This is a genomic window from Janthinobacterium sp. SUN118 (assembly GCF_030397695.1).
Lineage (GTDB): Bacteria > Pseudomonadota > Gammaproteobacteria > Burkholderiales > Burkholderiaceae_D > Janthinobacterium.
On record NZ_JAPUBV010000001.1, the window covers coordinates 2,168,483 to 2,193,309 of the forward strand.

Here is a 24,827-nt window from a genome sequence, read left to right on the forward strand (position 1 = left end):
CTTACACGCCCTGTTTCAGCGAGGCGGAGATGAAGTCGTCGATGTCGCCATCGAGCACGCCCTTGGTATTGCCCGTCTCGAAACCGGTGCGCAAATCCTTGATGCGCGACTGGTCCAGCACGTAGGAGCGGATCTGGTGACCCCAGCCCACGTCCGTCTTCGAGTCTTCCAGCTTTTGCTGCTCGCTCATGCGCTTGCGCAGTTCGTGCTCGTACAGCTTGGCTTTCAGCATTTCCATCGCTTCGGCGCGGTTGCGGTGCTGCGAACGGTCGTTCTGGCACTGCACCACGATGCCGGTCGGCGCGTGGGTCATGCGGACGGCGGAGTCGGTTTTATTGATGTGCTGACCACCGGCGCCCGACGCGCGGTAGGTGTCGACGCGGATATCGGCCGGGTTGACGTCGATCTCGATCGAATCGTCGACCTCCGGATACACGAACAGCGACGTAAACGAGGTATGGCGGCCGTTGGCCGAGTCGAATGGCGACTTGCGCACCAGGCGGTGCACGCCTGTTTCCGTGCGCAGGAAGCCGTAGGCGTGGTCGCCCTCGACCTTCAGCGTGGCCGTCTTGATGCCGGCCACCTCGCCGTCGGACTGCTCGAGGATCTCGACCTTGAAGCCCTTGCGTTCGCAATAGCGCAGGTACTGGCGCAGCAGCATCGAGGCCCAGTCCTGGGCTTCCGTACCGCCGGCGCCGGCCTGGATGTCGATGAAGCAGTTGTTCGGATCCATCGGATTGTTGAACATCCGGCGGAACTCCATGCTTTCGATGACCTTGCGGATTTCCTGCACGTCTTGCTCGATCGCTTCCAGCGTCTCTTCGTCGCCCTCTTCACGGGCCATGTCGAACAGGTCCTTCGTGTCGCGCAGGTCGGCGTCGGCCTTGGTCAGCGTGAAGACGATGGCTTCCAGCGCCTTCTTCTCCTTGCCGAGGTCCTGGGCGCGCTTGGGATCGTTCCAGACGGTAGGATCTTCCAGTTCTTCGTTGACTTGCTCTAGTTTCTCCGACTTGACAGTGAAGTCAAAGATACCTCCGAAGTTCGGCTTCGCGGACCGTGAGGTCGGAGAGCAGGGCGGAGATGAGATTGATGCGTTCGGCTTCCATAATGTTCTGGTCTTCTATGGTGAAATCAAACCCTGAATTATACGCGAGCGCGGGCCGTTTCCGATGCCGCTGGCGCCGAATCGGTGGCGCGCGCAGCAATAAAAGCACTAATTTGCTGCATTTACGACAATGTTCTACCCAGCGTCGCGGCTGTTTTATGCCTTGATGGCCGCTGCCGTGCTGCGTATGATGCTGGCGATATTGTCTTTCCACAGGAATTCTCATGTGCCACCCCCTGCGCCAGTTCCCCCGTCTCGCCCTGTTACCGCTGCTGCTGGCCGGCTGCGGCGCCTTGCCGCCCGCCGCCAACAGCCCTGTCCACGCGCCATCGGCCGCGCCGGCCGGCAGCAGCGCCACCCTGGCCCTGCTGGAGACGACGGATTTGCACGCGAACGTGCTCAGTTATGACTATTACAAGCTGCAGGCGGAGCCGTCGATCGGCCTGGAACGCACGGCGGCCCTGATCGCGCAGGCGCGCGCCGAATTCCCGAACACGCTGTTGCTCGACAACGGCGACACCATCCAGGGCACGGCGCTGGCCGACTACCAGGCGCTGGTAAAACCGCTGGCCTGCGACCAGACGCTGGCCATCTACAAGGCCATGAATTTGCTGAAAGTGGACGGCGGCGGCATCGGCAACCATGAATTCAACTACGGCCTGGCGTTCCTGAGCCAGGTGACGGGCAACCAGTTCGACGTCGACAGCGTCGATGCGGCCAAGCCGCGCTGCGCCGGCCCGCAATTCCCGCAAGTGCTGGCCAACGTCTACAGCGTCAAGAGCGGCAAGCCGCTGTTCGCGCCGTATCACATCATCGCCAAGCAGATCACGGCCACCGGCCCCGATGGCCAGCCCGTCACGAGCACGGTCAAGGTGGGCATCATCAGCTTTGCGCCGCCGACCATCATGGCGTGGGACAGGCGCTGGCTGGAAGGGCGCGTCTACACGCAGGGCGTGCGCGAGACGGCGGAAAAATTCATCCCCGAGATGCGCGCCAGGGGCGCCGAGCTGGTGGTGGCCATCTCGCACGGCGGCCTCGATGACAGCCCGTATTCGCCGACCATGGAAAACGGCAATTACTACCTGTCGCAAGTGCCGGGCGTGGACGCCATGCTGATCGGCCATTCTCACCAGCTGTTCCCGAACGCCACGAGCACCGTGCCGCAGTTCAATTTGCCCGGCGTCGACAAGGTCAAAGGCACGGTCAACGGCGTGCCCACCGTGATGGCCAATCTGTGGGGCAAGCACCTGGGCGTGATCGGCTTGCGCCTGCGCCACGACGGCTGGCAGTGGGTCGTCGACAAGGCGCAGACCACGGTGGAAGCACGCGGCATCCAGAACGCGGACAGGAGCTATGTGGCGCCCGATGCGGCCATCGCCAGGCTGGTGGCGGAAGAGCACGCGGCGACCATCGCCTACGTGCAGACGCCCGTGGGCGCCACCGACTTCCGCATGTCGACGTATTTCGCCGACGTGGGCGACGTCAGCGCCATCGAAGTGGTGAACCAGGCGCAATCGGGCTACCTGGCCGCCTACGTGAAGGCCAACCTGCCGCAGTATGCGCACTTGCCCGTGCTGTCGATGTCGTCGCCGTTCAAGAGCGGCTCGGCCGGCGTATCCGATTACACGGACGTCAAGGCGGGCAACGTGGCGCTGAATAACGCGGCCGACCTGTACCTGTACCCGAACGCGCTGTACGGCGTGAAGATGAATGGCGCGGAACTGAAGGCCTGGCTGGAACAGTCGGCGCGGCGCTTCAATACCATCGATGTCAACAAGACCGAGCCGCAGGAACTGGTCAACACGGCCCACCCGAGCTACAACTTCGACGCCATCACCAGCGCCGACGTGCGCTACCAGATCGACATCACGCAGCCGCCAGGGCGTCGCATCCAGGGCCTGACGTACCAGGGCAAGCCGGTGGACTCCAGCCAGGAATTCCTCATCGCGACGAACAATTACCGCGCCAGCGGCGGCGGCAATTTCCCCAGCCTCGATGGCAGCAAGACGGTGGTGGCCTCGCCCGACAACAACCGCGAACTGCTGATCGCCTACGTCACGCAGGAAAAACACCTGACGCGCGCGAAAAACGGCTCGGCGCGCAGCTGGCGCTTCGCCAGGGCCGCCACGAAAGGCCCGGTGGTCTTCCACTCGGCGCCGAACGTCATCGAACTGGCCAAGGCGGCCGGCATCGCCAACGTCACGCAGCTGAAGGCCGACGATGGCGCGGGCAAGGGCTTTGCGCTGTACCAGCTCGACCTGTCGAAATGAAGCTGACGGCTTGGCTGCTGGCGGCCGCCCTGGCTTCCCCCTTGGCGTCGCCGCTGGCGCAGGCCGGCGCCGATCCCGCCGCGCAAGTGGTGCAGGCGAAGGCGCTGATGCGCGCCGGCGCAGCATCGCAGCCGGCCGCGCGCGCGCTGTTCCGGCAGGCGGCGGGGCAGGGCAGCGGCGCGGCCGCATATTACCTGGGCCTGATGCTGAAGAACGGCATGGGCGGCGCGCAGGACAGCACCGCCGCCTTGCACTGGCTGCAACTGGCCGCGCAGCGTCAGGTGGCGCCGGCCATGTTCATCGTGGCGAACATGCTGCTGGACAGCGACGAGGACAAGGCGCGCTTTTGGCTCGATGCCGCCTGCGAGCTCGAATACCCGGAAGCGCTGCAGCAAAAATCCGTCGCCGTGGGCGAAGGCAGGATGGGCTATGCGCACAGCGAAGAGCTGGCCAACCTGTACCTGAAGATGGCGACGCACGCGATGGGGCACCGGGCCGCCGAACCTTGATGATGTGAGCCGAGCATTGCTTATTTTTCTCAAGATATATTTATTCCATTAAATGAGGCCATTGCTTATATTTTCTTCTCTATTTTTCACTGTTGGCGCTCAGTTATTGTTGTTTTCAAAAGATTCGTGGCAGTATGCGGGAAGTATTTTTTTGATAACTTCATGATGAAAATAGAGGCAAGGCATGGCAATGCAAGCAATGGCAAGGCAATCCGGCTGTCAGGTTCCCGCGCGACGGCCTGGCAAACGATGGCTGCATGCGGGCCTGGGCGTGCTGGCGATGGCGGCGTCTGCCGCGATGGCGCAACTGCCCGCGCCCGTCAAGACGGGCCATCCTAAGCTGTTTGTCAGCCAGGCCGGCTTTGATCTTCTCAAGGCACAACTGCCTTATTACCCCGCCGCGCGTTTCCCCGCCACCAGGGGCAGCATCAGTTTTCAGTTGCTGGCACAGCACAAGGATAGCCGCGACGGGGTAAATCAAAACATTTTCGGCCAGCACGTCAGTGTTGGCAATACGATTCTGATACGCCATGTGGATGGATGGGATGTGCCGGCCGTGGCGGGAAGCAAGGGGACGGTGGGTGTCCAGTTCGCATTGCTGAAGAATGGCGTGTATGCCTCGAGCACGCAGATCAATTTGACGCCAGGCGTGCTGTCCAGGATGAAATTTTCATGGGATAGCCAGGCGCACCGGGTCGGGCTGACGGTGAACGATGTCGCCATTCCCACCATATGGAATACGGCCCTGGGCGTGCCCGTCGAGTGGCAGGCGGATGCGCAGATATTCAGCCTCGGCGGCCGGTACAGGGAAGACATGCAGGATTTCTTCCTGCGCGACGGGCAGGGCACGGCATTGATCGGCTATCCCACCCGGGATACGGGTCTCAATACCGCCTGGAGCGCATTTGTTTATGCGGCAGACAGGCGCCTGGCGGAAATCCATAGCTGCGCCACGATCGCGCCCACGTCGGCCGCTTTTCCGAAATCGTGCAAGGTGGCCACCGGGCATCGCGGGACGATCTATGAAAGCGCGCAATTGCTGTCCATGGCATGGTTGCTGACGGAAAAGGACAAGTACAGGCAGGGCCTGCTGACGTACGCGGACATGCTGCTGGCGAGCCCACTTCCCGCCGGCAATGAATGGTCGATGGGGGGGCAGGGTGGCCGCCATGGGGCTGATGTATGACTGGCTGTATGACTTGATGGGCAGCGTGAATGTGCCCGCCGCGCTTGGCACGGGGCCGTACCGGAACATGCTGGCGCAGAGAATCAAGGAGACGATAGCGGCCGAAAATACGCTGCCGGCACATGATCACCTGGTGGCGTCCATGTGCGGCAGCGGGCAGCACTTGCGCGACACAAGCACGGTCTTCGATTGCGAGCAGAAACCCGTGTACGAACACTGGAACCGCGGCGCGGCGCCTTCGATTGCCAATTACTATGTCAGCGGCCACGCCTTCAGTGCCGTGACGAACATGGCGCTGGGCTTGCTGGCCATCGCCGAGGAGCATCCCGAAGTCGTGCCGATGATCGACACGGCGTATGCGCATTTCGACAAGGGTTTCATGGCCGCGCGCGCCGCCATTTCCGCCGATGGCGGCCACCAGATGGGCTTTGCGTATGGCGTGTCGAGCATCCCTGAGCGCTTGCTGTTGTGGCGCACGGCGCTCGACAATGGCGACGGCACGCCGCTGTTGCAGGCGGACTGGCAGGATCAGTTGCTGTATCCCTATATCTACGGTTTGCGCAGCGACGGCCTGTTCCCTTCCAGCGGCGACAACTATGATTTCCCCGTAGGCAATCCACTGCTCGGGCAATTGGCGCGTGGCGTGGCCAGCGTTGGCGGCGATGGCGTCGCCTGGTCCTTCTATCGCGAGCAGGTCGCGATGCGTCGCGGCGGTGGCGACGAGATCCTGGAGCGCCTGTTCTGGCCAACCCCGGTGGCGCCCGCGCCGATACCAGGCCTGCCGCTGGCGCGCCATTTCAGGGTCTCGGGCCAGGTGCTGATGCGCGACAGCTGGGATTACGCGCAGGCCACCGTGCTGGACTTCAAATCATCGTCGTTCGCGGCGCAGAATCACCAGCACGCGGACCAGAACAGCTTTTCGCTGTATTACAAGGCGCCCTTGCTGCTCGATACGGGCCTGTATGACAGCTATGAAAGCGTGCACTGGTGGAATTACTACACGCGCAGCGTGGCGCATAACACGATCACGGTCTACGATACGGTGGACGATGCGACGGAGCTGCTCATGAACGGCGCGAGCGGCCTGAGCCGCGATGGCGGGCAGTGGCTGCAGGCGCGGCAACAGAACTATCCGACAATCGACGAGATCCAGCCTGGCGGCGTGAATGCGCTCGATGGCATCGTGCGCTATGAAAATACGCCGGAATATACCTATACCAGCGGCAATGCCAGCAAGACCTATTCGGCGACCAGGCTGGACCGGAATAACGGTTTCGTGCGCCAAGTCCTGTTTTTGCGCCAGCCGGCGTTCTGGCCCAAGCCCGTGACGGTGGTCTTCGACAGCGTGCGCAGCAAGCGTGGCTTGCCAGCCACCTTTTTGCTGCATACGGCGCATGACCCGGCAGCCAATACGGCCAATACGAGCAATCTCGGCGATGGGCACTACAAGCTCGGCTACAGTGCGGGACAGCGGCGCATCGCCACCGTGCGCAACGGCGAGGGCATGCTGATCGTGCAAACCGTGCTGCCGGAAAATGCCGTCGTGCACAAGGTCGGCGGCCTCGATCATGACGGCACCGTGTGTCGGCAGATGAGCCCGGTCAAGGCGAACGAGCAATGGGCCAGCAGCGGTGATTGCCGCTTCATGGTGCGCCGCCGCCAGGCCGATGGCAGCGATCTGTGGTTCAACCATGCGCCGCAGACGAGCGAGCAAAAAACCACGAATGAGGATGTAGGTGTCTGGCGCCTGGAAGTCACGTCGGCAACGGCACCGGCGGCCAATGCGCCCGAGTATTTCCTGCACACGCTGTTTGTTGCCGACAACGATGGCGCCAGCGGCACGGCCCAGCCGCCCGATACGCGGCGCCTGGCGGCCGCGGCCAACACCGAGGCGCTGTTGCTGGGCAGTCAGCTGCACGTGCTGTTCAACCGCGACGTGACGCCCGCTGCCCGCATGGACTGGACTTCGCCGCTGGCGGCCGGCGCCATCCTGGCCACGGGCTTGAAGCCTGGCGTCCATTATGCGCTGACGTCGGCGCCGGCGGCCGGCGCGTTCGCCCGCAGCCTGGTCGAGGTGGCGCCAGGGCCGGGCACGCACCTGAGTTCCGATCAGGGCGTGCTCAGCATCGAGTAAGCCGCTTGCCTGCTGGCCGGGTCAGGCCGCCTCGTCCTTCTTCGGCTTGGCGCGCAAGGCGGCCGCCGCCTCGCCGATGGCGAACGGGTCGCGCGACAGGATGGCCGCGCCCAGGTCGACCAGCCTGGCCGCGGCGTTGATGGCGGCCTTGACGTCGGCGATGCGCTTGAGCTGCGCCTTGCCTTTGGCGATGGCGGCGTCGATGTCGCCGCGCGCCTGCTCGGCACCCTCGGCGATCAGCACGATGCCGAAGGCGCGGAACAGCGACACCATCTGGTCCAGGTGGTGCTCGTATTGTTCCAGCAGCGCGCGTTCTTCCGCCGACAGCGCGGGGCGGGCGCGGATGCGCAATTCCAGCACCAGGCTCGATGCCTGCGCCAGGCTGTCGGCGATGGCGAACGATTCGTCCTTCGTCAGTTCGGTCAGTTGGGCCATGGGATTCTCCAGTGGACGCGCCGCTTACCAGCGGACGGGGGCGTAGAAAACGGCTTGCCGCTGCAGGGCGTCGACGTGGCGCGCAAACTGCGCCAGCTGCGTTTCCAGCTCCAGTTCCTGCAGGCGGTCGATATGCGCGCGCAGCGCGGCCACGCTCGCTTGCAGCGACTCGACGGCGCGCACATAGGCGACGACGATCTTTTCCCTTTCCTGCAGTTGCTTGCCTTCCTGGTGCAGGCGGGTGCGGATGTAGTTGGCGGCCAGCGGTTCGCGCGCGGCGGCGCCATCGACGGCGCCGCGCAGCAGGGCCAGGTCGCGCAATTCATCCTGCAGCCCGGCGCGGTAGCTGCGCTGCGCATAGTCCTTCAGCGCATCGCTGACGATATTCACGGCGTCCTGCTGCTCGAGCAGTTCGCGCAAGGCCGACTTTTGCAGGCGCTGCGTGGCCAGGCGGCTCAGCATTTCGCTCAGCTTCACGACTTTTTCCAGCTTGTCCGCGTCCAGCACGGGCGCGCCGGCACCGGGCTGGGCGAGGCCGCCCAGCGCGTCGCCCAGCCCCGCAAATTCCTCCTGGTAGACGGGCAGCTTCTCGTCGGCCAGCGCCGCCAGCGTGTGTGCGTAGCGCAGCAGCACGTCATTGAGGCCGGCGATCGACAGGCTGGCCTGCGCGATGGCCGCGCAATCGGCGCGCGCGGCCTGTTCGCTCGCCTGCGCGTCGAAGCGCTCGGCCATGATCAGGCGCTTGCGCATGGCCTTGTCCGTGCAGCTGCTGACGCTGCCAGCGAGCATCGGTTCGAAGTGCACCGACATCTTTTGCGTCTGTTCGGCGAACGTGCGCACGGGCGCCAGCTTGCTCGCGCAGCCGCCCAGCAACAGGCTGGCCAGCAGACTCGCCAGCATGGCCGCGGCAGGCGGGCGCAGCGCGGTGGAAAGGGATGGTTTCGACGGGCGCTGCATATCGCCTCCATGCGGTAGGAGTGGCTGGACGGGGCCGCGCTTGAGCGCTGGCATGGCCGACCTTAGCATGCCGGGCAGTGGCAGCATTGCGCCAGATCAGTGCACGGAAGAATCGCTGCCAGCACCCGTCCCGGCTGTCGCGTTTTGCCACAAACGTGCTGCCCGATGGCGCAGAGTGCGCCAATTTGCGTCATATTTTCCTTACAGAAGTCTGACAGCGGACAAGCAATTGGCTGTTTTACACATGCTGCGACGCGTCATATGTAGTTGTTGCTGGAGCATGTTTACTAACCTACAATGATTTATCGATGGGGCGGTTATCCAGCGTACGACTATAAAAATAAGTGGCATTAAAAACGTTGTATCACAGGAGATGACAAATGAATTTCAAACAGAAGTTGCTCGTGGCAAGTTTGGTTTTGGGTTTCTCGCAAATGGCTGTCGCAGCCGACCCCATCAAGATTGGCGTGTCCGGTCCGTTCACGGGCGGTTCCGCGCCGATGGGCGTGTCGATGCGCGACGGCGTGAAGCTGGCGGTCGCCGAAATCAATGCCAAGGGCGGCGTACTGGGCCGTTCGCTGCTGCTGATCGAGCGCGACGATGAAGCGAAGAACGAGCGCGGCGTGCAGATTGCCCAGGAACTGATCAACAAGGAAAAGGTCGCCGCCACCGTCGGCTACATCAATACGGGCGTGGCCCTCGCTTCCCAGCGTTTCTACCAGGAAGCCAAGATTCCCGTGATTAACAACGTGGCAACGGGTTCCATCGTTACCAAGCAGTTTGCCGACCAGCCTGAAAACTACATCTTCCGCAATGCCGCCAACGACCAGATCCAGTCGCACATGATCGTCGAGGAAGCCGTCGACCGCCGCAAGTTCAAGAAAGTGGCGATCCTGGCCGATTCCACCAACTATGGCCAGCTGGGCCGCGCTGACCTGGAAAAAGCGCTCGACGCGAAAGGCATCAAGCCTGTCGCCATTGAAAAATACAATATCAAGGACGTCGACATGACGGCCCAGTTGCTGAAAGCGAAGCAGGCGGGCGCGGAAGTGGTGCTGACCTATGGCATCGGCCCGGAACTGGCGCAGATCGCCAACGGCATGGAAAAACTGGGCTGGAAAGTGCCGCTGATCGGCAGCTGGACCCTGGCCATGGGCAACTTCATCGACAACGCGGGCAAGAACGGCAATGGCACGCGCATGCCGCAAACCTTCATCCAGGACCCTACCACGCCGAAGCGCAAGGCCTTCATCGACGGCTATGTCGCCGCCTACAAGCCATCGGGCGGCCGCATGCCGTCGGCCGTGTCCGCCGCGCAGGGCTATGACTCGATTTACCTGCTGGCCGCGGCCATCACGCAAGCCGGCGGCACGGACGGCCCGAAAGTGCGCGCGGCGCTGGAAAACCTGAACGAAAAAGTGGAAGGCGCCGTCACCACCTACAGCAAGCCGTTCAGCAAGACCAACCATGAAGCGATCACGGCGGAGCTGACGGTGTTTGGCGAAGTCAAGGATGGCAAAGTGGTCCTCGCCAAGTAACGGGCGGATAGTTCATCCATCGCCGTGGAATGGCCAGCTTGAGGATTCAAGGCTGGCCATTTTTGTATCGTTCGTCTTTCGGGGAATACCATGGAAATCTTCCTGCAGCTTGTCTTCAGCGGCGTCGCGCTGGGCATGATCTATGCCGTCATCGCCTTCGGCTACCAGCTGACCTTTGCCACCTCCGGCACGCTCAATTTCGGCCAGGGCGAATCGCTGATGCTGGGCGCGCTGGTGGGCCTGTCGCTGGTGGGCAGCATCCACGGCGGCCCCTACATGAGCTACCTGCTGATGATTCCCATCGTCATCGCCTTCGGCGCTCTGCAGGGCGTGTTCGTCGAGTGGATCGGCGTGCGGCCCGCCATCAAGATCAAGTCCGAATTCGGCTGGATCATGTCGACCATCGCGCTGGCCATCATCTTCAAGAACGTGGCGGAAAACGTCTGGGGCAAGGATGACCTGATGTTCCCCTCGCCGCTGTCGGCCGCGCCGTTCCAGGTCTTCGGCGCCAACGTGCAGCAGATGCAGGTGGCCGTCATCATCGGCGCGCTGGCCATCATGCTGGCCGTCGAGGTGTTCAACCGCAAGTCGATCTATGGCAAGGCCGTGGTGGCCACGGCGAACGACCGCGACGCGGCCGGGCTGATGGGCATCAATACGGGCATGGTCATCACGTTCTCGTATGCGCTGTCGTCGGCCACGGCCGCGTTTGCGGGCGTGCTGGTGGCGCCACTGACACTGACGGGCGCCACCATGGGCGCTTCGCTGGGCCTGAAGGCATTCGCCGTGGCCATCATCGGCGGCCTGACGTCGGGCGTGGGCGCCATCGTGGGCGGCCTGATCCTGGGTATCGCGGAGACCACCACCGGCTATTACATTTCCACCGGCTACAAGGAAGTGCCCGGCCTGCTGCTGTTGCTGCTGGTGCTGGCCATCAAGCCGTCCGGCCTGTTCGGCAAAGCCGCGATCAAGAAAGTCTGAGGACGCCATGAACAAGAAAATCACCATGCTGGCGTTGAGCGCGGCAGGACTGGCCGTGCTGGCGCTGTTTCCCATCGTCATTCCGAATCCCTATTACATCCACCTGGCCGAGACCATTTTGATCTACGCCATCCTGCTGTTCGGCCTCGATATCGTCGTCGGCTACACGGGGCAGGTGTCGCTGGGCCATGCGGGCCTGTTCGGCATCGGCTCGTATGCCACGGGCGTGCTGGTGTTCAAGCTGGGCCTGCCGTTCTGGCTGGCCATTCCCGCCAGCATCGTCGGTGCGGCCGCGTTCGGCGCCATCCTGGCCTTGCCGGCCCTGCGCGTGACGGGCCCCTACCTGGCCATGGTGACCCTGGCATTCGGCACCATCGTGCAAATCCTGATCAATGAAATGAGCTTCCTGACGGAAGGCCCGATGGGCATCAAGATCCACAAGCCCGTCATGTTCGGCCATAAATTGACGGAAGTGGAGTACTACTACATGGTGGCCGCGCTGATGGTCATTTCGCTGGTCGTCGTGCACCGCATCCTGAAGTCGAACCTGGGGCGGGCCTTCGAGGCGCTGCGCGACAGCCCCATCGCCTCGGACTGCATGGGCGTGTCCGTCTACCGCTACAAGGTGTACGCCTTCGTCGTCAGTGCCGGCTTCGCGGGCCTGGCCGGCAGCCTGTATGCGTATTCGGAAGAGTATATCTCGCCGAATACCTACAACTTCGAGCTGACGATCCTGTTCTTGCTGGCCGTCATCATGGGCGGGCGCAAGACGCGCTCGGGCGCCCTGATCGGCGCTCTGATCGTCGTCATGCTGCCGAGCTTGCTGTCGGACATCGAACTGTTCCGCAAGATCGCCGTGGCCGCCGCCGTGCTGGGCGTGATCGGCTCGGCGTTCATGGTGGCGAAAAAGCGTTCGACCGTGCGCGGCGTGATCGTGCCGCTGGTCGCCACCATCGGTCTGGCCGCGTTTTCCTACAAGCTCGACAACATGGTCGACTGGCGCCTGACCATCTTCGGCCTGATGACCCTGTTTGTCGTGTACTACTTGCAGGACGGCATCGTGGGCTTCCTGATGAGCTTTGTCGGCAAGGGGCGGCGCCATGTGGAAGCCGTCGCTTCGCACGGCGTGGCCCCGTTCCACCATGCCGAAGGCGGCGCCCAAGGCGCCACTTTGCTGCGCGTGGAGCAGGCGCTGATGCAGTTCGGCGGCCTGAAAGCGCTGAACCAGGTGGACCTGAGCGTGACGCAAGGTTCCGTGCATGGCTTGATCGGGCCCAACGGCTCGGGCAAGAGCACGATGATGAACGTGCTGACGGGCATCTACAAGCCGACGGCGGGCAAGGTGGAATTTGCCGGCGTGGTGATCTCGGGCCGCACGCCATCGGAAATCGCGCTCGGCGGCGTGGCACGCACCTTCCAGAACGTGCAGCTGTTCGGCGAGATGACGGCGACGGAAAACGTGCTGGTGGGCTTGCACAACACCTTCCAGTCGAACGTGCTGGACGTGATGCTGCACACGCCGCGCTACCGGCGCGAAGAGAAGGCCGCGCGCGAGCGGGCCGCCAGCATCCTCGAATTCGTGGGCCTGGCCGACCTGGGCAATGAAGAGGCGCGCAACTTGCCGTACGGCAAGCAGCGGCTGCTGGAAATCGGCCGCGCGCTGGGCCTGAACCCGCGCCTGCTGCTACTGGACGAGCCGGCGGCGGGCCTGACGGCGCCCGACATCAAGGAATTGATGGCCATCATCCGCAAGATCCGCGAACATGGCATCACCATCATCCTGATCGAGCATCACATGGACGTGGTGATGGCGCTGTCGGACGTGGTGACGGTGCTCGACTTCGGCCAGAAGATCGCGGAAGGCGTGCCGAGTGCCGTGCAGAGCGATCCGAAAGTGATCGAAGCCTACCTGGGCGGCAGCGCTGAAACCCTGGCCCCTGTGGCGCACTGAGAGGAAGACCATGCTGACCATTCATAATCTGCACGCCGCCTACGGCAAAGTCGAAGTCTTGCACGGCATTTCGCTCGACGTGCCGAAAGGCAAGCTGGTGACCCTGATCGGTTCGAACGGGGCCGGCAAGACCACCACCATGCGCGCCATTTCCGGCATGCTCAAACCGAGGTCGGGCAGCGTGACCCTGGGCGGCAAGGACGTCACGGGCCTCGATTCGCACCGCATCGCCCGCGCCGGGCTGGCCCATTCGCCGGAAGGGCGCAGGGTCTTCGCCTCGATGTCGGTGACGGACAACCTGCTGCTGGGGGCGTTTCCCCGTTTCACGCGGGCGCGCCCGAAAGGCGACATCAAGGGCGACCTGGACAAGGCCATGGAATTGTTTCCGCGCCTGAAGGAGCGGCGCGACCAGCTGGCCGGCACGCTGTCGGGCGGCGAGCAGCAGATGCTGGCCATGGCCCGCGCCGTGATGCTGAATCCGGAAGTGATCCTGCTCGACGAACCGTCGATGGGCCTGGCGCCCATCCTGGTGGAGGAAGTTTTCCGCATCATCACGCGCCTGAAAGCGGAAGGCGTGACCATGTTGCTGGTCGAGCAATTCGCCGCCGCCGCCCTGAACGTGGCCGATTACGGCTATGTGCTGGAAAACGGCAGCATCTCCGTGCATGGCCCGGCCGAGAGTTTAAAGACGGATCCGAAGGTGATCACCGCCTACCTGGGAGGGCAGGGGCACGCCTGAGTGCCGGAGCAACCTGCATGCAGGCACGGCGGGGGAGAGCGCTTTCCAGGCCGGCCTGCTGCGGTCAAGCCCGCTTTAATTGATGGGGTCAACCTGGGTGACCGTGCAAAATCCCGACACATTGCCGCTGGTATACACCATCACGCGGCGATTGCCGCTTGCAATGGACATCAGGGTGACGGCGATGATGGTCTTGCTCGCTTCGGGGATGAACATCCAGGTGGCGCCTGCACAATTGTCGGGCGATGCCGTGGTGGAGGGATTGAAGCGTATCAGCAAGCCGCCGGCGACCGCCGAGTGGTCCCATATCTCGCCCTCTTGCCACGTTGGCCCGGCATGCGCCGGCGCCAGCGACAGGGAACCGCAGAAGAAAACGGCGGAAAGCAGGAATTTGCGCAGCATAGTGTCCTTTAAGTCAGTATTTTTCTGAAATGATCATTCATGCATCGCCGCGCGACCAGGCGGTTACGGCACGGCCGATGCCGGCCTCGCGGCTGGCGTGGCGCTGTTATTGAATGATGTAGAGCGAGCGCAGTGTCGTGCCCCAACCCGCGCAGGCATCGACTTCCAGCTGGATTTTTTTGCCTGCCAGCAAGGCTGACAGGGCAGCGGCGTACGCTTGCTTGGAGCCGGGGCGCGTATTGTCTATCGAAAAAACGTTGGTCCCGCAAAAGACGTCACTATCGAGCGAGATATAAATCCTTGCTTCGCCGTTGGCGGGCTCACTCATGTACGGCCGCAGTGACGTAATACCGACAGGTCCGCTTTCAGGGCCGGCGATGGCCAACGGTGCCGCCGCGCACAGCGCCCCGAGGAGGATTGCGTGTTTGATATTCATTTTAAGAAATATTGTTTTTAGGAAATGTATGATTTTATAGCTATTTGTAAAAAATGCAATAGCCATGTCGCGTCTGGAGGGGCGGCAGGGAGGCGTGCGGGAGGGAGGGTCAGCGGCGTGCCGAACGTGGCGCGGCGGCGCGGCCCCTATCGGCTGGTCGTACGGCGATGCACGGCCAGCGCCAGGTCGAGCCGGCAGGCGGCTGCCTTTCCAGTATCAGATGCAGTGGCTAGTCCGGGATGACTAGTCATCCATGCGAAGAAGATTGAAGCCGCTGACATAGTTCCAGCGCGCGGGCAAGTCTGGACACACCGTGGCGGAATCGGTGACCCACAAGGTGACGCTGCGGCCACTGGCTTGTGCCGCCAACAAGGTGGCGTACATCACTTTGCAGGTGGCGGGATTGATGCCGTTGGTGGCCGTTTCCACATTGCACAGAAACCCCCATTGCACTTTCCCGATGCTCTCCGCGACCACGGCGCCTAGGCCGTTAATCGACACGCCTTTTACCGGTCCGCTACACGTATAGTTTGCCGATGCGGGCATGGAAGTGATCAGGGAAGCGATGGCCAGCATGGCGGCGAGATATTTTTTATTGGTCATTGAGCGCCAAGTTGGTGAAGCGATGCCGTAGCTGGCGGTACGCAGATCTTGCCCGGCAGCGCCCCGGCATGCTTGCCGCCCGGCGCTGCGCTTGTCCCGCGGTGCTTAGTGCTTGGTGGGTTTTTCGTGCTGCACCAGGATAAACGGGCTGACCACGACGGCCCACAGGGCCGCGTCGGCCGCCTGCCAGTCCAGCGCCTGCTGGTCCGATACCTTGGCGACCTTGCCGTCGGCCATCCATTGCGTGATGGTGGCCTTGTCGTCGTGCGAGATGCGCACGGCGACTTCCACCAGGTCCAGCTCGTTGGCGACCCAGACGACGTTGCCCTGGGCGAAGTGCTTTTCCAGTTCGCTCCAGGCCAGGCGGGCCGTTTCGCTGTTGACTTTGAGGCGCAGTTCGGTGTCTTTTTCAGGATTGGTTTGCATGCGAAATATCAATGTTCTGTGAGTCGGATGCCGCGCCGCACAGGGTTCTTTACAGGATTTCCACGTGCGGCGTTGGCGTACCCCGCCATGTTAACCGATAGGCGGCGCCTTTGCGAACATTGCCCACGAGGGCGGGGCGGAAGCAGGCCAGGTTGGTGCCGCCCGCCAGCCTCGTGCTGGGGAAGATGATGCCCATGGAACCGGCCTCGAGCAGGATGGCGGCCAGGTCTTGCGAGGCGATATAGCTGGCCGGGTCGAGGCAGGCGCGGTAGCGCTCCTGGCCGCGCAAGTCGTGGAAGCTGGCGGAAAAATCGGCCAGCAGCGACTGGTAATTGACGCTGTCGTCGAAATAATCGATTTCCTGGTATTCCACGGTCTTGTGGAAAATGATCTCGGCCAGCGCCGTTTTCATGTCGAAGGCGCAATACCAGGCGCCCCGCTCGCCATCGTTGAAACGCGCGCCTTCCGGGCGGGCATAGGTGTAGGCGGCGTTGATGATGCGAAAGTGCGGCACGCCAAAAACCAGCTCGTCCACGCCAATTCCTGGTGCGCCACCGTACTCGGCCACCAGGCGCGCATTCGTCGCGTTATCGAGTTCAAACAGCTCGCGCAAGTGATCGTCGTCTTCCGCCAGCGGCGCCAGCACGGAGTCTTCCATGTCGGCAAAGCGCGACGGGATCAAACGGCAGGTATCGATCTGGCGCAACGCGGCCAGTGGCGGCAGGTTTTCAAGCGATGAGGGCGGCAAGATCACAACCCTCCACGCCGCGCATCGAGCAGCTTGCGCACCGTCTGCATGGCCAGCAAGCCGCCGGCCAGCATCTGCGACAGCGGCGTGCGGCCGCCAAACACGGGGTTTTTGTTGGGCAGGCTCACCCATTCATCGGCCAGCTTGTCGCCGTACAGGATGTGAAGCGCTTTATATATGCCCAGCAAATACGAGATGCGCGTGATGCGGTCCACCTCCAGCACGCGGTCCGGATGCTTCTTCCACTCGTAATAGGCGCTGCTGGACAGGCCGCCCAGCAATTCGCGCGCATCGTCGTCGCGCAGCTTCCAGGCGGCGGCCAGCTTGAAAAACCCTTTCAAGGCCGCTTGCGACAGGCGTTCGCGCTCGGCTTTCGCATTCAGGTCGACGAGCACGGCCGGTTCGAAGCGGCTCTTGGGGTAGGCGTAGGCAAGATTCATGATGAACTCCTTTTATGGATTAATATTACTCCTTTTTTGGAATCATTGCTGTCCTGCTCCAATTGTGTGCGATAACACCCCTCATGCGTCAAAGAAGACCATGCCGGTGTAGGGCGCGGCACGGCAGGCGGCCAGGCGCTGCGCCAGGCTGCCCGCATGCGCTTCCAGCCGGTGGCCGTCCGGGTCGAGAAAATACAGCGAGTCGCCCTCGCTGCCGTTGCGTTGCCATTCCGCCACGTTTGCCGCGCGCAGGCGGGCCGCGAACGGGGCGAAGTCGGCGGCAGCGATCGACAACGCGTAGTGCGTGTAGCCGGGGCTGGCGAGGGGCGCGTCCGCCGCCTGGGCGTCCAGCGACAGGCATAGCCACAAATCGCCAGCCGACAGGTAGGCGCCCCGGTCCCAGCGCGCATGCAGGCGCAGGGACAGGGTATCGCGGTAAAACGCGATGCTGCGCTCGAGTTCGCGCACGGACAGGGTGAGGTGGTTCAGGCCGCTCAGCATGGAAGTGGGGGCTGCTTTCAGGTGGGTGTGGTGGCCAGCGGTGGCGCTTGCGTTGTGCGGGCGGGGAGTTTGACGACGACCGTGCCGGCCATGAAGTCTTGCAGGGCCCGGCGCTGTTTATTCAGCATCAGTACGATAAATTCGCTGAGCATCCAGAGAAATGCAAGAAATATAGCCGACAGCTCCCAGGCGTACGCGTTCTCGAAGGACAGGGCTGTCTGTCCCGCCAGGCCAGGAAACGAGAGTCCCAGGAAGTGCCAGAGTTTCGGCAGGCTTGCCAGCAGATAGAGCGTGGCGACAACGCCGTAGCGCAGCCAGGCGGCGCGGCTGGTCACGGCCGATCCGTCCTGCAACTGCAGTTTTAATTTGCATAGCCACATGCCCGGCGTCACACCGTAGCGGGCGACAAGAAAGACGTTGTACGCCAGCAAGACAGGTAACATAAACAGCGGTATGAATTCCTGGTAAATCAGTGTCGGCCCCGGAGTGTCGAGCGCCCAGGAGGCCGTTAGCACAATCGACACTGGAATGATCATGCTCAATGATACGATTATTTGATCAATACAAAACGCGCCCAGCCGGCGCCAAAATCCCCCGTATTCCATGTGATGTCTCCCATTCATGGCAACCGGCGGCTGCCTGTATGACTGGATACGCCATTACTTAGGGGAAATGTTAGCTATTCGCCGCAGCATTGAGGTGGAGCAATAAGACTAGCTAGGTCATCAGGCAGGCTCCGCATGCTCCACCATCAGTTGCACCTTGGTCGTGCCATTGTATTCATTCGCATCGAGGCGGAAGGCGACGCGCGTGCGTTCGCCCAGGGCGTCCGTGTGGCCGAACCAGATGGCGTCGAAGCGCACGCCGTTCTTTTCCAGCAGCAACTTCAAATGGCGCTCCTTCAGGATGCGCTGGCTGACGACGCGGAATTCGTCGCAGAAGACGGGCGGGGCGAAGCCCTGGCCCCACACTTGCCCATCCATCAGCTCGATGAAGGCCGTCGTGTAGTAGGCGTCTTCCAGCGGGCCGTCCGTTTCCACCACGCGCTCAAGCTGCTGCTGGCTGAGCCAGGCCTGGCCCACGGCTTCGAAGGCCCTGGAAAATGCGTCGAAGGCGTCGGCGCGGATGGTCAGGCCCGCCGCCATGGCGTGGCCGCCGAACTTGTCGATCAGGCTCGGCGCCCGTTTCGACACGAGGTCGAGCGCGTCGCGCAGGTGAAAGCCGGGGATCGAGCGGCCCGAGCCCTTGATCCAGCCGTCGGCGCCCGGCGCGAACGTGATGGTCGGGCGGTAGAATTTTTCCTTCAGGCGCGATGCGACGATACCGATCACGCCCTGGTGCCACGACTCGTCGAACACGCTGATGGTGCTGCTGGCGGCCGGCTCGAAGTCATCGAGGTGGAGCAGGGCCGTATCCTGCATTTCCGCCTCGATTTCACGGCGTTTCAGGTTGATGTCGTTCAATTGCTGCGCCAGGGCCCAGGCGCGGCCTTCGTCGTCCGTGATCAGGCATTCGATGCCCAGCGACATGTCCTGCAGGCGCCCGGCCGCGTTCAGGCGCGGTCCCAGCGCAAAGCCCAGGTCGAACGGCGTGGCGCTGCGCGCTTCGCGGCCCGCCACGCGGAACAGGGCGGCCACGCCCGCGTGCATATTGCCCTTGCGCATGCGCTTGAGGCCTTGCGCGACGAGGATGCGGTTGTTCGTATCGAGGCGCACGACGTCGGCTACCGTGCCCAGCGCCACGAGGTCGAGCAGGTTATCGAGCTTGGGTTGCGTTTGCGCATCGAAAATGCCGCGCCGGCGCATTTCCGCGCGCAGGGCCAGCAAGACGTAGAACACGACGCCCACGCCGGCCAGGTGCTTCGATGGAAAACCGCAGGCCGGCTGGTTCGGGTTGACGATGACGGCAGCGTCGGGCAGGGTGTCGGCCGGCAAATGGTGGTCGGTGACGACGACCTGGATGCCGCGCCGGTTTGCCTCGGCCACGCCGTCGATGCTGGCGATGCCGTTGTCGACGGTGATGATGATGTCGGGCGACTTTTCGCGCGCCGTCAGCTCGACGATTTCCGGCGTCAGGCCGTAGCCGTACTCAAAACGGTTGGGCACGATGAAATCGACATCGGCGCCCATGGCGCGCAAGCCGCGCAAGGCGACGGCGCAGGCGGTGGCGCCGTCGCAATCATAGTCGGCGACGATGACCATGCGTTTCTTGGCGGCAATGGCATCGGCCAGGAAGACGCCGGCAGCGCCGATGTGCAGCAAGCCGGACGGCGGCATCAGGGCGGCCAGTTCGCTCGACAGTTCTGCCGCGTCGGACAGGCCGCGCGAAGCATACAGCCGGGCCAGCACGGGATGGATGCCACCCTGGCGCAGCAGTTCGGATTCGCGGTAAGGGCAGGGACGGGTGGCGATGCGGGTACGGGTCATGATGCTTTCAACTTGTTCAGGGTGGGCGCGCGCCAGAATTTGCGCTGCGCATGCTTGCTGGTGGTGACGTCCAGCCAGGCGTCGCGGTGGCTCAGCACCAGGCGCAGGCGCCCCAGGCGGCCATCTTTGAGGGCCGCCAGCAGCGGCGCGAACCAGTGTGCTTCGAGCGCCTGCAATTGCTGCAGCCACAGGCCCCATTCCTGTGCCTGGGCCGGTTCGATCAGCCCGCCCAGCACGACGAGCGCGTCCTGCTTGCCCGCCAGTACACTGTTTGGACTGGCATGGCGCTGCGCCGGTTCCGCCAGCGCCGCCAGCCAGCCTGGCGCGTCCGCCGTATGCAGGCTGGCCGCGCACGGCGGACGCTGCGCCGTCGCCAGACCGGCGCCCCAGACCCAGAAGGAATTGATGGCTTTCAAGCCGCGCTCTTCGCGCGCCGCATTGACCGGGTGTTCATGCCACAGCATCTGCACTTCGTTTTGCAGGCGGCGCGCGGCGCGCGCGTGCTCGCCTTCCGGCATCCAGACGGACAGGTCTTGCGTGGTGGCGCCGTCCGGCGACGCACATTGCAGGTCGGACCAGCCATCGGCGCGCATGAACCAGGTGCCGGCGTCGCCATACGCCAGCGGCTGGCCGATCTCGTCGAAATACGGGCGCGCCGTATCGAACAGGGCGCGGCCGTCCTCTTCGCTCAACTTGAGCTGGCGCAGGTCTTCCAGGCTGATATGGCTGCGGGCGATGGCCAGGTGGGCCGGGTGCAGCAGGAAATAGCGCGCGCCGGGCGCTGGCGCCAGGCCGTAGCCGCGCATGGCCTCCACGGCAAAGGCTGCCTGCGCCGCCGCGCCATTCGGCGCTGGCGCCAGGCCCAGCGCATGCGCCAGCCACGCTTCGTGCGGCAGCAGGCGCTGGGCGGTGTCAAATGTTTCTAAATTGGAACTGGAAGTGCGCGACAGGAGCGCCGCCAGCGCGGGCGCCTGCAAGACCTTGAGCAGATCGGCAGCCAGTTCGGCATTGGGCAGGGCGCAAGGCAAGACGAGGGTAAGTTGATTCATCCCGAGATTGTAGGCGATTGGGCAGTGCCGGAGTAGGGGCATGTCATTTTCATCGGCGGCGGCAGCCACATCAAGAGTATCAAAAATACATCAAAATTATAATAATTTAATCATTATTGATGGAAATCAATTTGCTTTTACAAATATCGACGATATAATTGCGCTAACTTAAATATCAGAAAGACAATCACCCCCTGCTGTGTGGTTGCGTCGTTTGGCTCCTGTGTCCCTCGAAACTGTATACAAGACGCTGCCGGCTTCATTTTTTAAACAAGTCTTTTTCTTGGAAGCCCACCCATGTATACATTCGCCGCTTTGCGCGGCCAGGCTGATCGCGCCCTGGCCTCCCACGTTGCCACTCCTGCCGCCACCGTTGCGCACCGCCAGGAGGCCGCATGACTACCTACAATCTGTCGACCACGGTCCACGTGTGCGAAGACATCAACAAGAATTTCGACATCCGCGACTTGCTGGTGCAAGCCGGCTATTCGGTGCAAGGTGAACTGAACATCAAGAATTTCACCGTGCTGTTGCCCGACGATACGGAGTCGACCGTCAATACGCCGCTGTTCGGCATGCTCGACGCGGACACCGTGTACGTGCGTCCCGGCGACTGGGCCGCCAACTACAACGGCAGCTTCTCGACCATCCAGGTGACGATCGACAAGGGCAATGGCGATATCGTCCAGCTGAGCCTGCAAGTCATCATCGACCCCGTCAATGACGCGCCCGACGCGGCTGACAAGACCTTCACCCTGGTCGATGGCAGCAGCGTGGTACTGAGCGAAAGCGATTTCGGCTTCCACGACGACGTCGAGCATAACGGCTTCAAATCCATCGTCATCACGAACACCACCACGGCCGGGCAAGTCTTGCTCAACGGCGTGGCCGTCGCCGTGGGCACGGAAGTTTCCATCGACGCCATCCGCGCGGGTCAGCTGGTCTTCGTGCCGAGCCAGACCGTGGCCGGCGACTTCGACCTGGGCTTCAAGGTGCGCGACGATGGCGGCACGGAAGGCTGCAACGCGCAAGACCTGAGCCTGGCGCCCCATTATCTGACCTTCAAGGTGCCGATGGCCCACCTGGGCGACTTCGTGTGGGAAGACAAGAACGCCAATGGCGTGCAGGATGCGGGCGAGGCGGGCATCGCCAATGTCGTGGTGCAACTGAAGGATGCGGCCGGCAATGTTGTCGCCAGCACCACCACGGACGCCAGCGGCGGCTACCACTTCGACGTCAATCCGGGCACCTATTCGGTGACGGTGGTGGCGCCGGCCGGCTATGTGCCGACGGCGGCCAACCAGGGCGGCGACACGGGCAAGGACAGCAATATCGATGCGGCCGGCAAGATGGCGCCCGTCACCCTGGCGCCTGGCGAAACCAATCTGAGCCTCGATGCGGGCCTGTACCGCACGGCCGAACTGGGCGACCGCGTCTGGCTCGACACCAACAAGAATGGCGTGCAAGACGCCGGTGAAGCGGGCGTGGCCGGCGTGAAAGTGACCTTGCTGGACGCCGCGGGCAACGCCGTCGGCAGCCCGCTCGTCACGGATGCGAACGGCAACTATCTGTTTACGAATTTGAAGCCGGGCGCCTACAGCGTGCAGTTCGACAAGACCAGTCTGCCTGCCGGCTACGCCTTCACGGGCCAGGACCTGGGCGGCGACGATCAGCGCGACTCCGACGCCAATGCGCTGACGGGCAAGACGGCGCAAGTGCTGCTGGCCTCGGGCGACAGCAACCACACGCTGGATGCGGGCATCGTGGCCCTGCCAGCCACCCTGGGCGACCGGGTATGGCATGACAGCAACGCCAATGGCGTGCAGGATGCGGGCGAAGCGGGCATCGCCGGCGTCACCGTGCAGCTGAAAAACGCGACGGGCAGCGTGATCGGCTCGACCGTCACCGACGCCACCGGCTACTACAACTTCAATGTCGATCCGGGCACGTATTCGATCGCCGTCGTCGCGCCACCCGGCTATCTGACCACGGTCAAGGATGCGGGCGGCAACGATGCGCTCGACAGCGACATCAACGCGGCTGGCAACAGCTCGCTGGTGACGGTGGCCGCCGGCCAGAACTACAAGGACCTCGATGCCGGCCTGTACAAGACGGCCGCCATCGGCGACCGCGTCTGGTGCGACACGAACGGCAACGGCACGCAGGATGCGGGCGAGGCGGGCGTGGGCGGCGTGAAAGTCAACCTGTACAACGCGCAAGGTGCCGTCGTGGCCAGCGCCACCACGGATGCCAACGGTAACTATCTGTTCAGCAACCTGGTGCCAGGCAACTATTACCTGGGCTTCGTGCCGCCGGCCGGCTATGGCTTCACCAAGGCGGACATCGGCGGCTATGCCACCGATTCCGACGTCAATCCTGCCACCGGCCTGACCACCACCTGGGCCACCTTGAAATCGGGCGAGACCCAGCTGGACTGGGATGCGGGCCTCGTCAAGCTGAACACGGCGTCCATCGGCGACCGCGTGTGGGAAGACAATAACTACAACGGCGTGCAGGATGCGGGCGAACTGGGCGTGGCGGGCGTGAAAGTCAATCTGCTCAATGCCAGCAACCAGATCATCGCCACGACGACCACGAATGCCAGCGGTAACTATCTGTTCGACAAGCTGGCCGCCGGCAGCTACAAGGTGGAAGTCATCCGTCCATCGGGCTTTTATTACACCAAGGCCAATGTGGGCAGCGACGCGGCCGATTCCGACGTCGATACGAGCACGGGCCGTTCCGGCCTGATCAACCTGGCCGCCGGCCAGAACGACATGAGCTGGGATGCGGGCATCTACCGCAAGGCCAGCCTGGGCGACAAGGTGTGGCGCGACGCCGACCATGATGGCGTGCAGGACGCCAACGAGGCGGGCATCGCCAACATCAAGGTGCAGCTGTACTCGGGCAGTGGCGCCTTGCTGGCCACCACGTACACGAATGCCAGCGGCAACTATCTGTTCAGCAACCTCGATCCGGGCAGCTATTCGCTCAAGTTCGACAAGTCGGGCGTGTACCACGCCGGCTACGCCATGGACAGCTGGCGCTGGGGTGTGAAGAACGTGGGCAGCAATGACAACATCGATTCCGACGTCAACAGCAATGGCACCCTGGCCAACGTGGTGTACACGGACATCCTGAAACTGGCATCGGGCCAGAACGACATGAGCTGGGACGCCGCCATCACGCCTATCGTGATCGACCTGAACGGCGATGGCGTGCACACGATCGCCCGCGCCGATTTCCACGGCAGTTTCGACTTGCTGGGCACGGGCAGCGCCATCCAGTCGGGCTGGGTTTCGGCCCACGATGGCTTGCTGGCCATCGACAGCAATGGCAATGGCAAGATCGACAATATCTCCGAGTTGTTCGGCGGCAACGAGAAGGGCACGGGCTTTGCCAAGCTGTCCAGCTATGACTCGAACCACGACGGCGTGGTCGATGCCAAGGATGACAAGTTTGCCGAATTGCGCATCTGGCGCGACGCCAACAGCAATGGCGTGACGGACGATGGCGAGCTGATGTCGCTGCACGACGCCGGCGTGGCCAGCCTGACGGTGGCCTACACGGAACTGCCTTTCCTCGACGCCAACGACAACCTGCACCTGGAGCGCAGCAGCGCCACTCTGGTCGACGGCAAGACGGTGGACATGACGGACGTGTATTTCAACGTCGACGCCAAGGATGCGGCCAAGGCTGGCATCACCTTGCCGAGCATGGCCGACCTGCTGCGCGACGACCATGCGCTCGACACGGCGCTGGGCCAGGACGCGACCGTCGCCACGGTGGCCGCCGCGCCAGCCGCGCCGGCCGCGGAAGCCCAGGCCCAGTGCGAAATGGCCGACCTGTTGCGCCGCGCCATGGCGCACAGCACCGCACAGCCCCAGGAAATGGCTGCCTGATGTTCCTTGCCGGGCCGTAATCCTGCCCGGCAATGCCGCACCGGCGCACCCGTCAAGGGGCGCCGGCGCTTTCCACACGTACTTTCTAC

The 24,827-nt window shown here is 63.2% G+C and carries 23 protein-coding genes; 9 read left to right on the top strand and 14 right to left on the bottom strand.

Features of this window, described 5'->3' with window-relative positions:
• Window position 1 precedes the first annotated feature (1 nt).
• Complete coding sequence (prfB, locus tag O0880_RS09790) at window positions 2-1,087, bottom strand: peptide chain release factor 2 (RefSeq protein WP_083411743.1); 1,086 nt, start codon at window positions 1,085-1,087, stop codon at window positions 2-4.
• Window positions 1,023-1,331 carry a hypothetical protein gene (locus O0880_RS09795; protein WP_289886205.1) on the bottom strand — a complete coding sequence of 103 codons (309 nt, stop codon included), beginning with the start codon at window positions 1,329-1,331 and terminating at the stop codon, window positions 1,023-1,025. The genes prfB and O0880_RS09795 overlap by 65 nt, the downstream gene beginning before the upstream one ends.
• On the opposite strand from O0880_RS09795, the gene O0880_RS09800 reads away from it, so the two are divergent.
• The 4 genes from O0880_RS09800 to O0880_RS09815 all read left to right on the top strand — a co-directional run bounded on the left by O0880_RS09800 (window position 1,330) and on the right by O0880_RS09815 (window position 7,204).
• On the top strand, window positions 1,330-3,375 hold the full coding sequence (locus O0880_RS09800) for a bifunctional 2',3'-cyclic-nucleotide 2'-phosphodiesterase/3'-nucleotidase (RefSeq protein ID WP_289886206.1): 2,046 nt from the start codon (window positions 1,330-1,332) through the stop codon (window positions 3,373-3,375). The genes O0880_RS09795 and O0880_RS09800 overlap by 2 nt on opposite strands.
• Window positions 3,372-3,884: a hypothetical protein gene (locus O0880_RS09805; RefSeq protein ID WP_289886207.1), complete on the top strand. Its 513-nt coding sequence runs from the start codon at window positions 3,372-3,374 to the stop codon at window positions 3,882-3,884. The genes O0880_RS09800 and O0880_RS09805 overlap by 4 nt, the downstream gene beginning before the upstream one ends.
• A gap of 184 nt (window positions 3,885-4,068) precedes the next feature.
• Entirely contained in the window at window positions 4,069-5,070 is a 1,002-nt protein-coding gene (locus tag O0880_RS09810; RefSeq protein WP_289886208.1) for a hypothetical protein, read from the top strand.
• Window positions 5,054-7,204: a heparinase II/III family protein gene (locus tag O0880_RS09815; RefSeq protein ID WP_289886210.1), complete on the top strand. Its 2,151-nt coding sequence runs from the start codon at window positions 5,054-5,056 to the stop codon at window positions 7,202-7,204. Before O0880_RS09810 ends, O0880_RS09815 begins: the two co-directional genes overlap by 17 nt.
• Window positions 7,205-7,225: 21 nt before the next feature.
• Here the strand turns inward: O0880_RS09815 and O0880_RS09820 are convergent, their stop codons facing one another.
• Both O0880_RS09820 and O0880_RS09825 read right to left on the bottom strand, forming a co-directional pair.
• On the bottom strand, window positions 7,226-7,639 hold the full coding sequence (locus O0880_RS09820; RefSeq protein ID WP_289886211.1) for a hypothetical protein: 414 nt from the start codon (window positions 7,637-7,639) through the stop codon (window positions 7,226-7,228).
• Between the two features lie 24 nt (window positions 7,640-7,663).
• Window positions 7,664-8,596 carry a hypothetical protein gene (locus O0880_RS09825; RefSeq protein ID WP_289886212.1) on the bottom strand — a complete coding sequence of 311 codons (933 nt, stop codon included), beginning with the start codon at window positions 8,594-8,596 and terminating at the stop codon, window positions 7,664-7,666.
• A gap of 380 nt (window positions 8,597-8,976) precedes the next feature.
• Between O0880_RS09825 and O0880_RS09830 the strand changes: the two genes are divergently transcribed.
• The 4 genes from O0880_RS09830 (at window position 8,977) to O0880_RS09845 (ending at window position 13,805) form a co-directional block, all read left to right on the top strand.
• A complete protein-coding gene (locus O0880_RS09830; protein WP_071323238.1) occupies window positions 8,977-10,134 on the top strand; it encodes an ABC transporter substrate-binding protein in 1,158 nt (385 codons plus the stop codon).
• Between the two features lie 90 nt (window positions 10,135-10,224).
• A complete protein-coding gene (locus O0880_RS09835) occupies window positions 10,225-11,115 on the top strand; it encodes a branched-chain amino acid ABC transporter permease (protein ID WP_289886213.1) in 891 nt (296 codons plus the stop codon).
• A gap of 7 nt (window positions 11,116-11,122) precedes the next feature.
• Window positions 11,123-13,066, top strand: coding sequence for a branched-chain amino acid ABC transporter ATP-binding protein/permease (locus tag O0880_RS09840; protein WP_289886214.1), 1,944 nt, complete (start codon window positions 11,123-11,125; stop codon window positions 13,064-13,066).
• A 10-nt stretch (window positions 13,067-13,076) separates the two neighbouring features.
• Window positions 13,077-13,805, top strand: coding sequence for an ABC transporter ATP-binding protein (locus tag O0880_RS09845; RefSeq protein WP_289886215.1), 729 nt, complete (start codon window positions 13,077-13,079; stop codon window positions 13,803-13,805).
• Between the two features lie 75 nt (window positions 13,806-13,880).
• Here the strand turns inward: O0880_RS09845 and O0880_RS09850 are convergent, their stop codons facing one another.
• The 10 genes from O0880_RS09850 to O0880_RS09895 form a co-directional block, all read right to left on the bottom strand.
• Entirely contained in the window at window positions 13,881-14,207 is a 327-nt protein-coding gene (locus tag O0880_RS09850) for a hypothetical protein (protein ID WP_071323242.1), read from the bottom strand.
• Window positions 14,208-14,313: 106 nt separating this feature from the next.
• Window positions 14,314-14,709, bottom strand: a complete 396-nt coding sequence (locus tag O0880_RS09855; protein WP_289886216.1) for a hypothetical protein — start codon at window positions 14,707-14,709, stop codon at window positions 14,314-14,316.
• A gap of 177 nt (window positions 14,710-14,886) precedes the next feature.
• A complete protein-coding gene (locus O0880_RS09860; protein ID WP_289886217.1) occupies window positions 14,887-15,246 on the bottom strand; it encodes a hypothetical protein in 360 nt (119 codons plus the stop codon).
• A 105-nt stretch (window positions 15,247-15,351) separates the two neighbouring features.
• Window positions 15,352-15,672, bottom strand: coding sequence for a DUF2288 domain-containing protein (locus O0880_RS09865; RefSeq protein WP_289886218.1), 321 nt, complete (start codon window positions 15,670-15,672; stop codon window positions 15,352-15,354).
• Window positions 15,673-15,721: 49 nt separating this feature from the next.
• Window positions 15,722-16,420: an RES family NAD+ phosphorylase gene (locus tag O0880_RS09870; protein WP_071326379.1), complete on the bottom strand. Its 699-nt coding sequence runs from the start codon at window positions 16,418-16,420 to the stop codon at window positions 15,722-15,724.
• A 2-nt stretch (window positions 16,421-16,422) separates the two neighbouring features.
• Window positions 16,423-16,860 (bottom strand): MbcA/ParS/Xre antitoxin family protein, encoded by a 438-nt coding sequence (locus O0880_RS09875; protein WP_034755432.1) that lies wholly within the window; start codon window positions 16,858-16,860, stop codon window positions 16,423-16,425.
• Between the two features lie 81 nt (window positions 16,861-16,941).
• Window positions 16,942-17,361: a fosfomycin resistance glutathione transferase gene (gene fos, locus O0880_RS09880; RefSeq protein WP_289886220.1), complete on the bottom strand. Its 420-nt coding sequence runs from the start codon at window positions 17,359-17,361 to the stop codon at window positions 16,942-16,944.
• A gap of 17 nt (window positions 17,362-17,378) precedes the next feature.
• Entirely contained in the window at window positions 17,379-17,966 is a 588-nt protein-coding gene (locus O0880_RS09885; protein WP_289886221.1) for an RDD family protein, read from the bottom strand.
• Window positions 17,967-18,086: 120 nt separating this feature from the next.
• Entirely contained in the window at window positions 18,087-19,787 is a 1,701-nt protein-coding gene (gene recJ, locus O0880_RS09890) for a single-stranded-DNA-specific exonuclease RecJ (RefSeq protein ID WP_289886222.1), read from the bottom strand.
• Window positions 19,784-20,836, bottom strand: a complete 1,053-nt coding sequence (locus O0880_RS09895; protein WP_289886223.1) for a hypothetical protein — start codon at window positions 20,834-20,836, stop codon at window positions 19,784-19,786. The genes recJ and O0880_RS09895 overlap by 4 nt, the downstream gene beginning before the upstream one ends.
• A 395-nt stretch (window positions 20,837-21,231) precedes the next feature.
• On the opposite strand from O0880_RS09895, the gene O0880_RS09900 reads away from it, so the two are divergent.
• Window positions 21,232-24,738: an SdrD B-like domain-containing protein gene (locus O0880_RS09900; protein WP_289886224.1), complete on the top strand. Its 3,507-nt coding sequence runs from the start codon at window positions 21,232-21,234 to the stop codon at window positions 24,736-24,738.
• Window positions 24,739-24,827 lie beyond the last annotated feature (89 nt).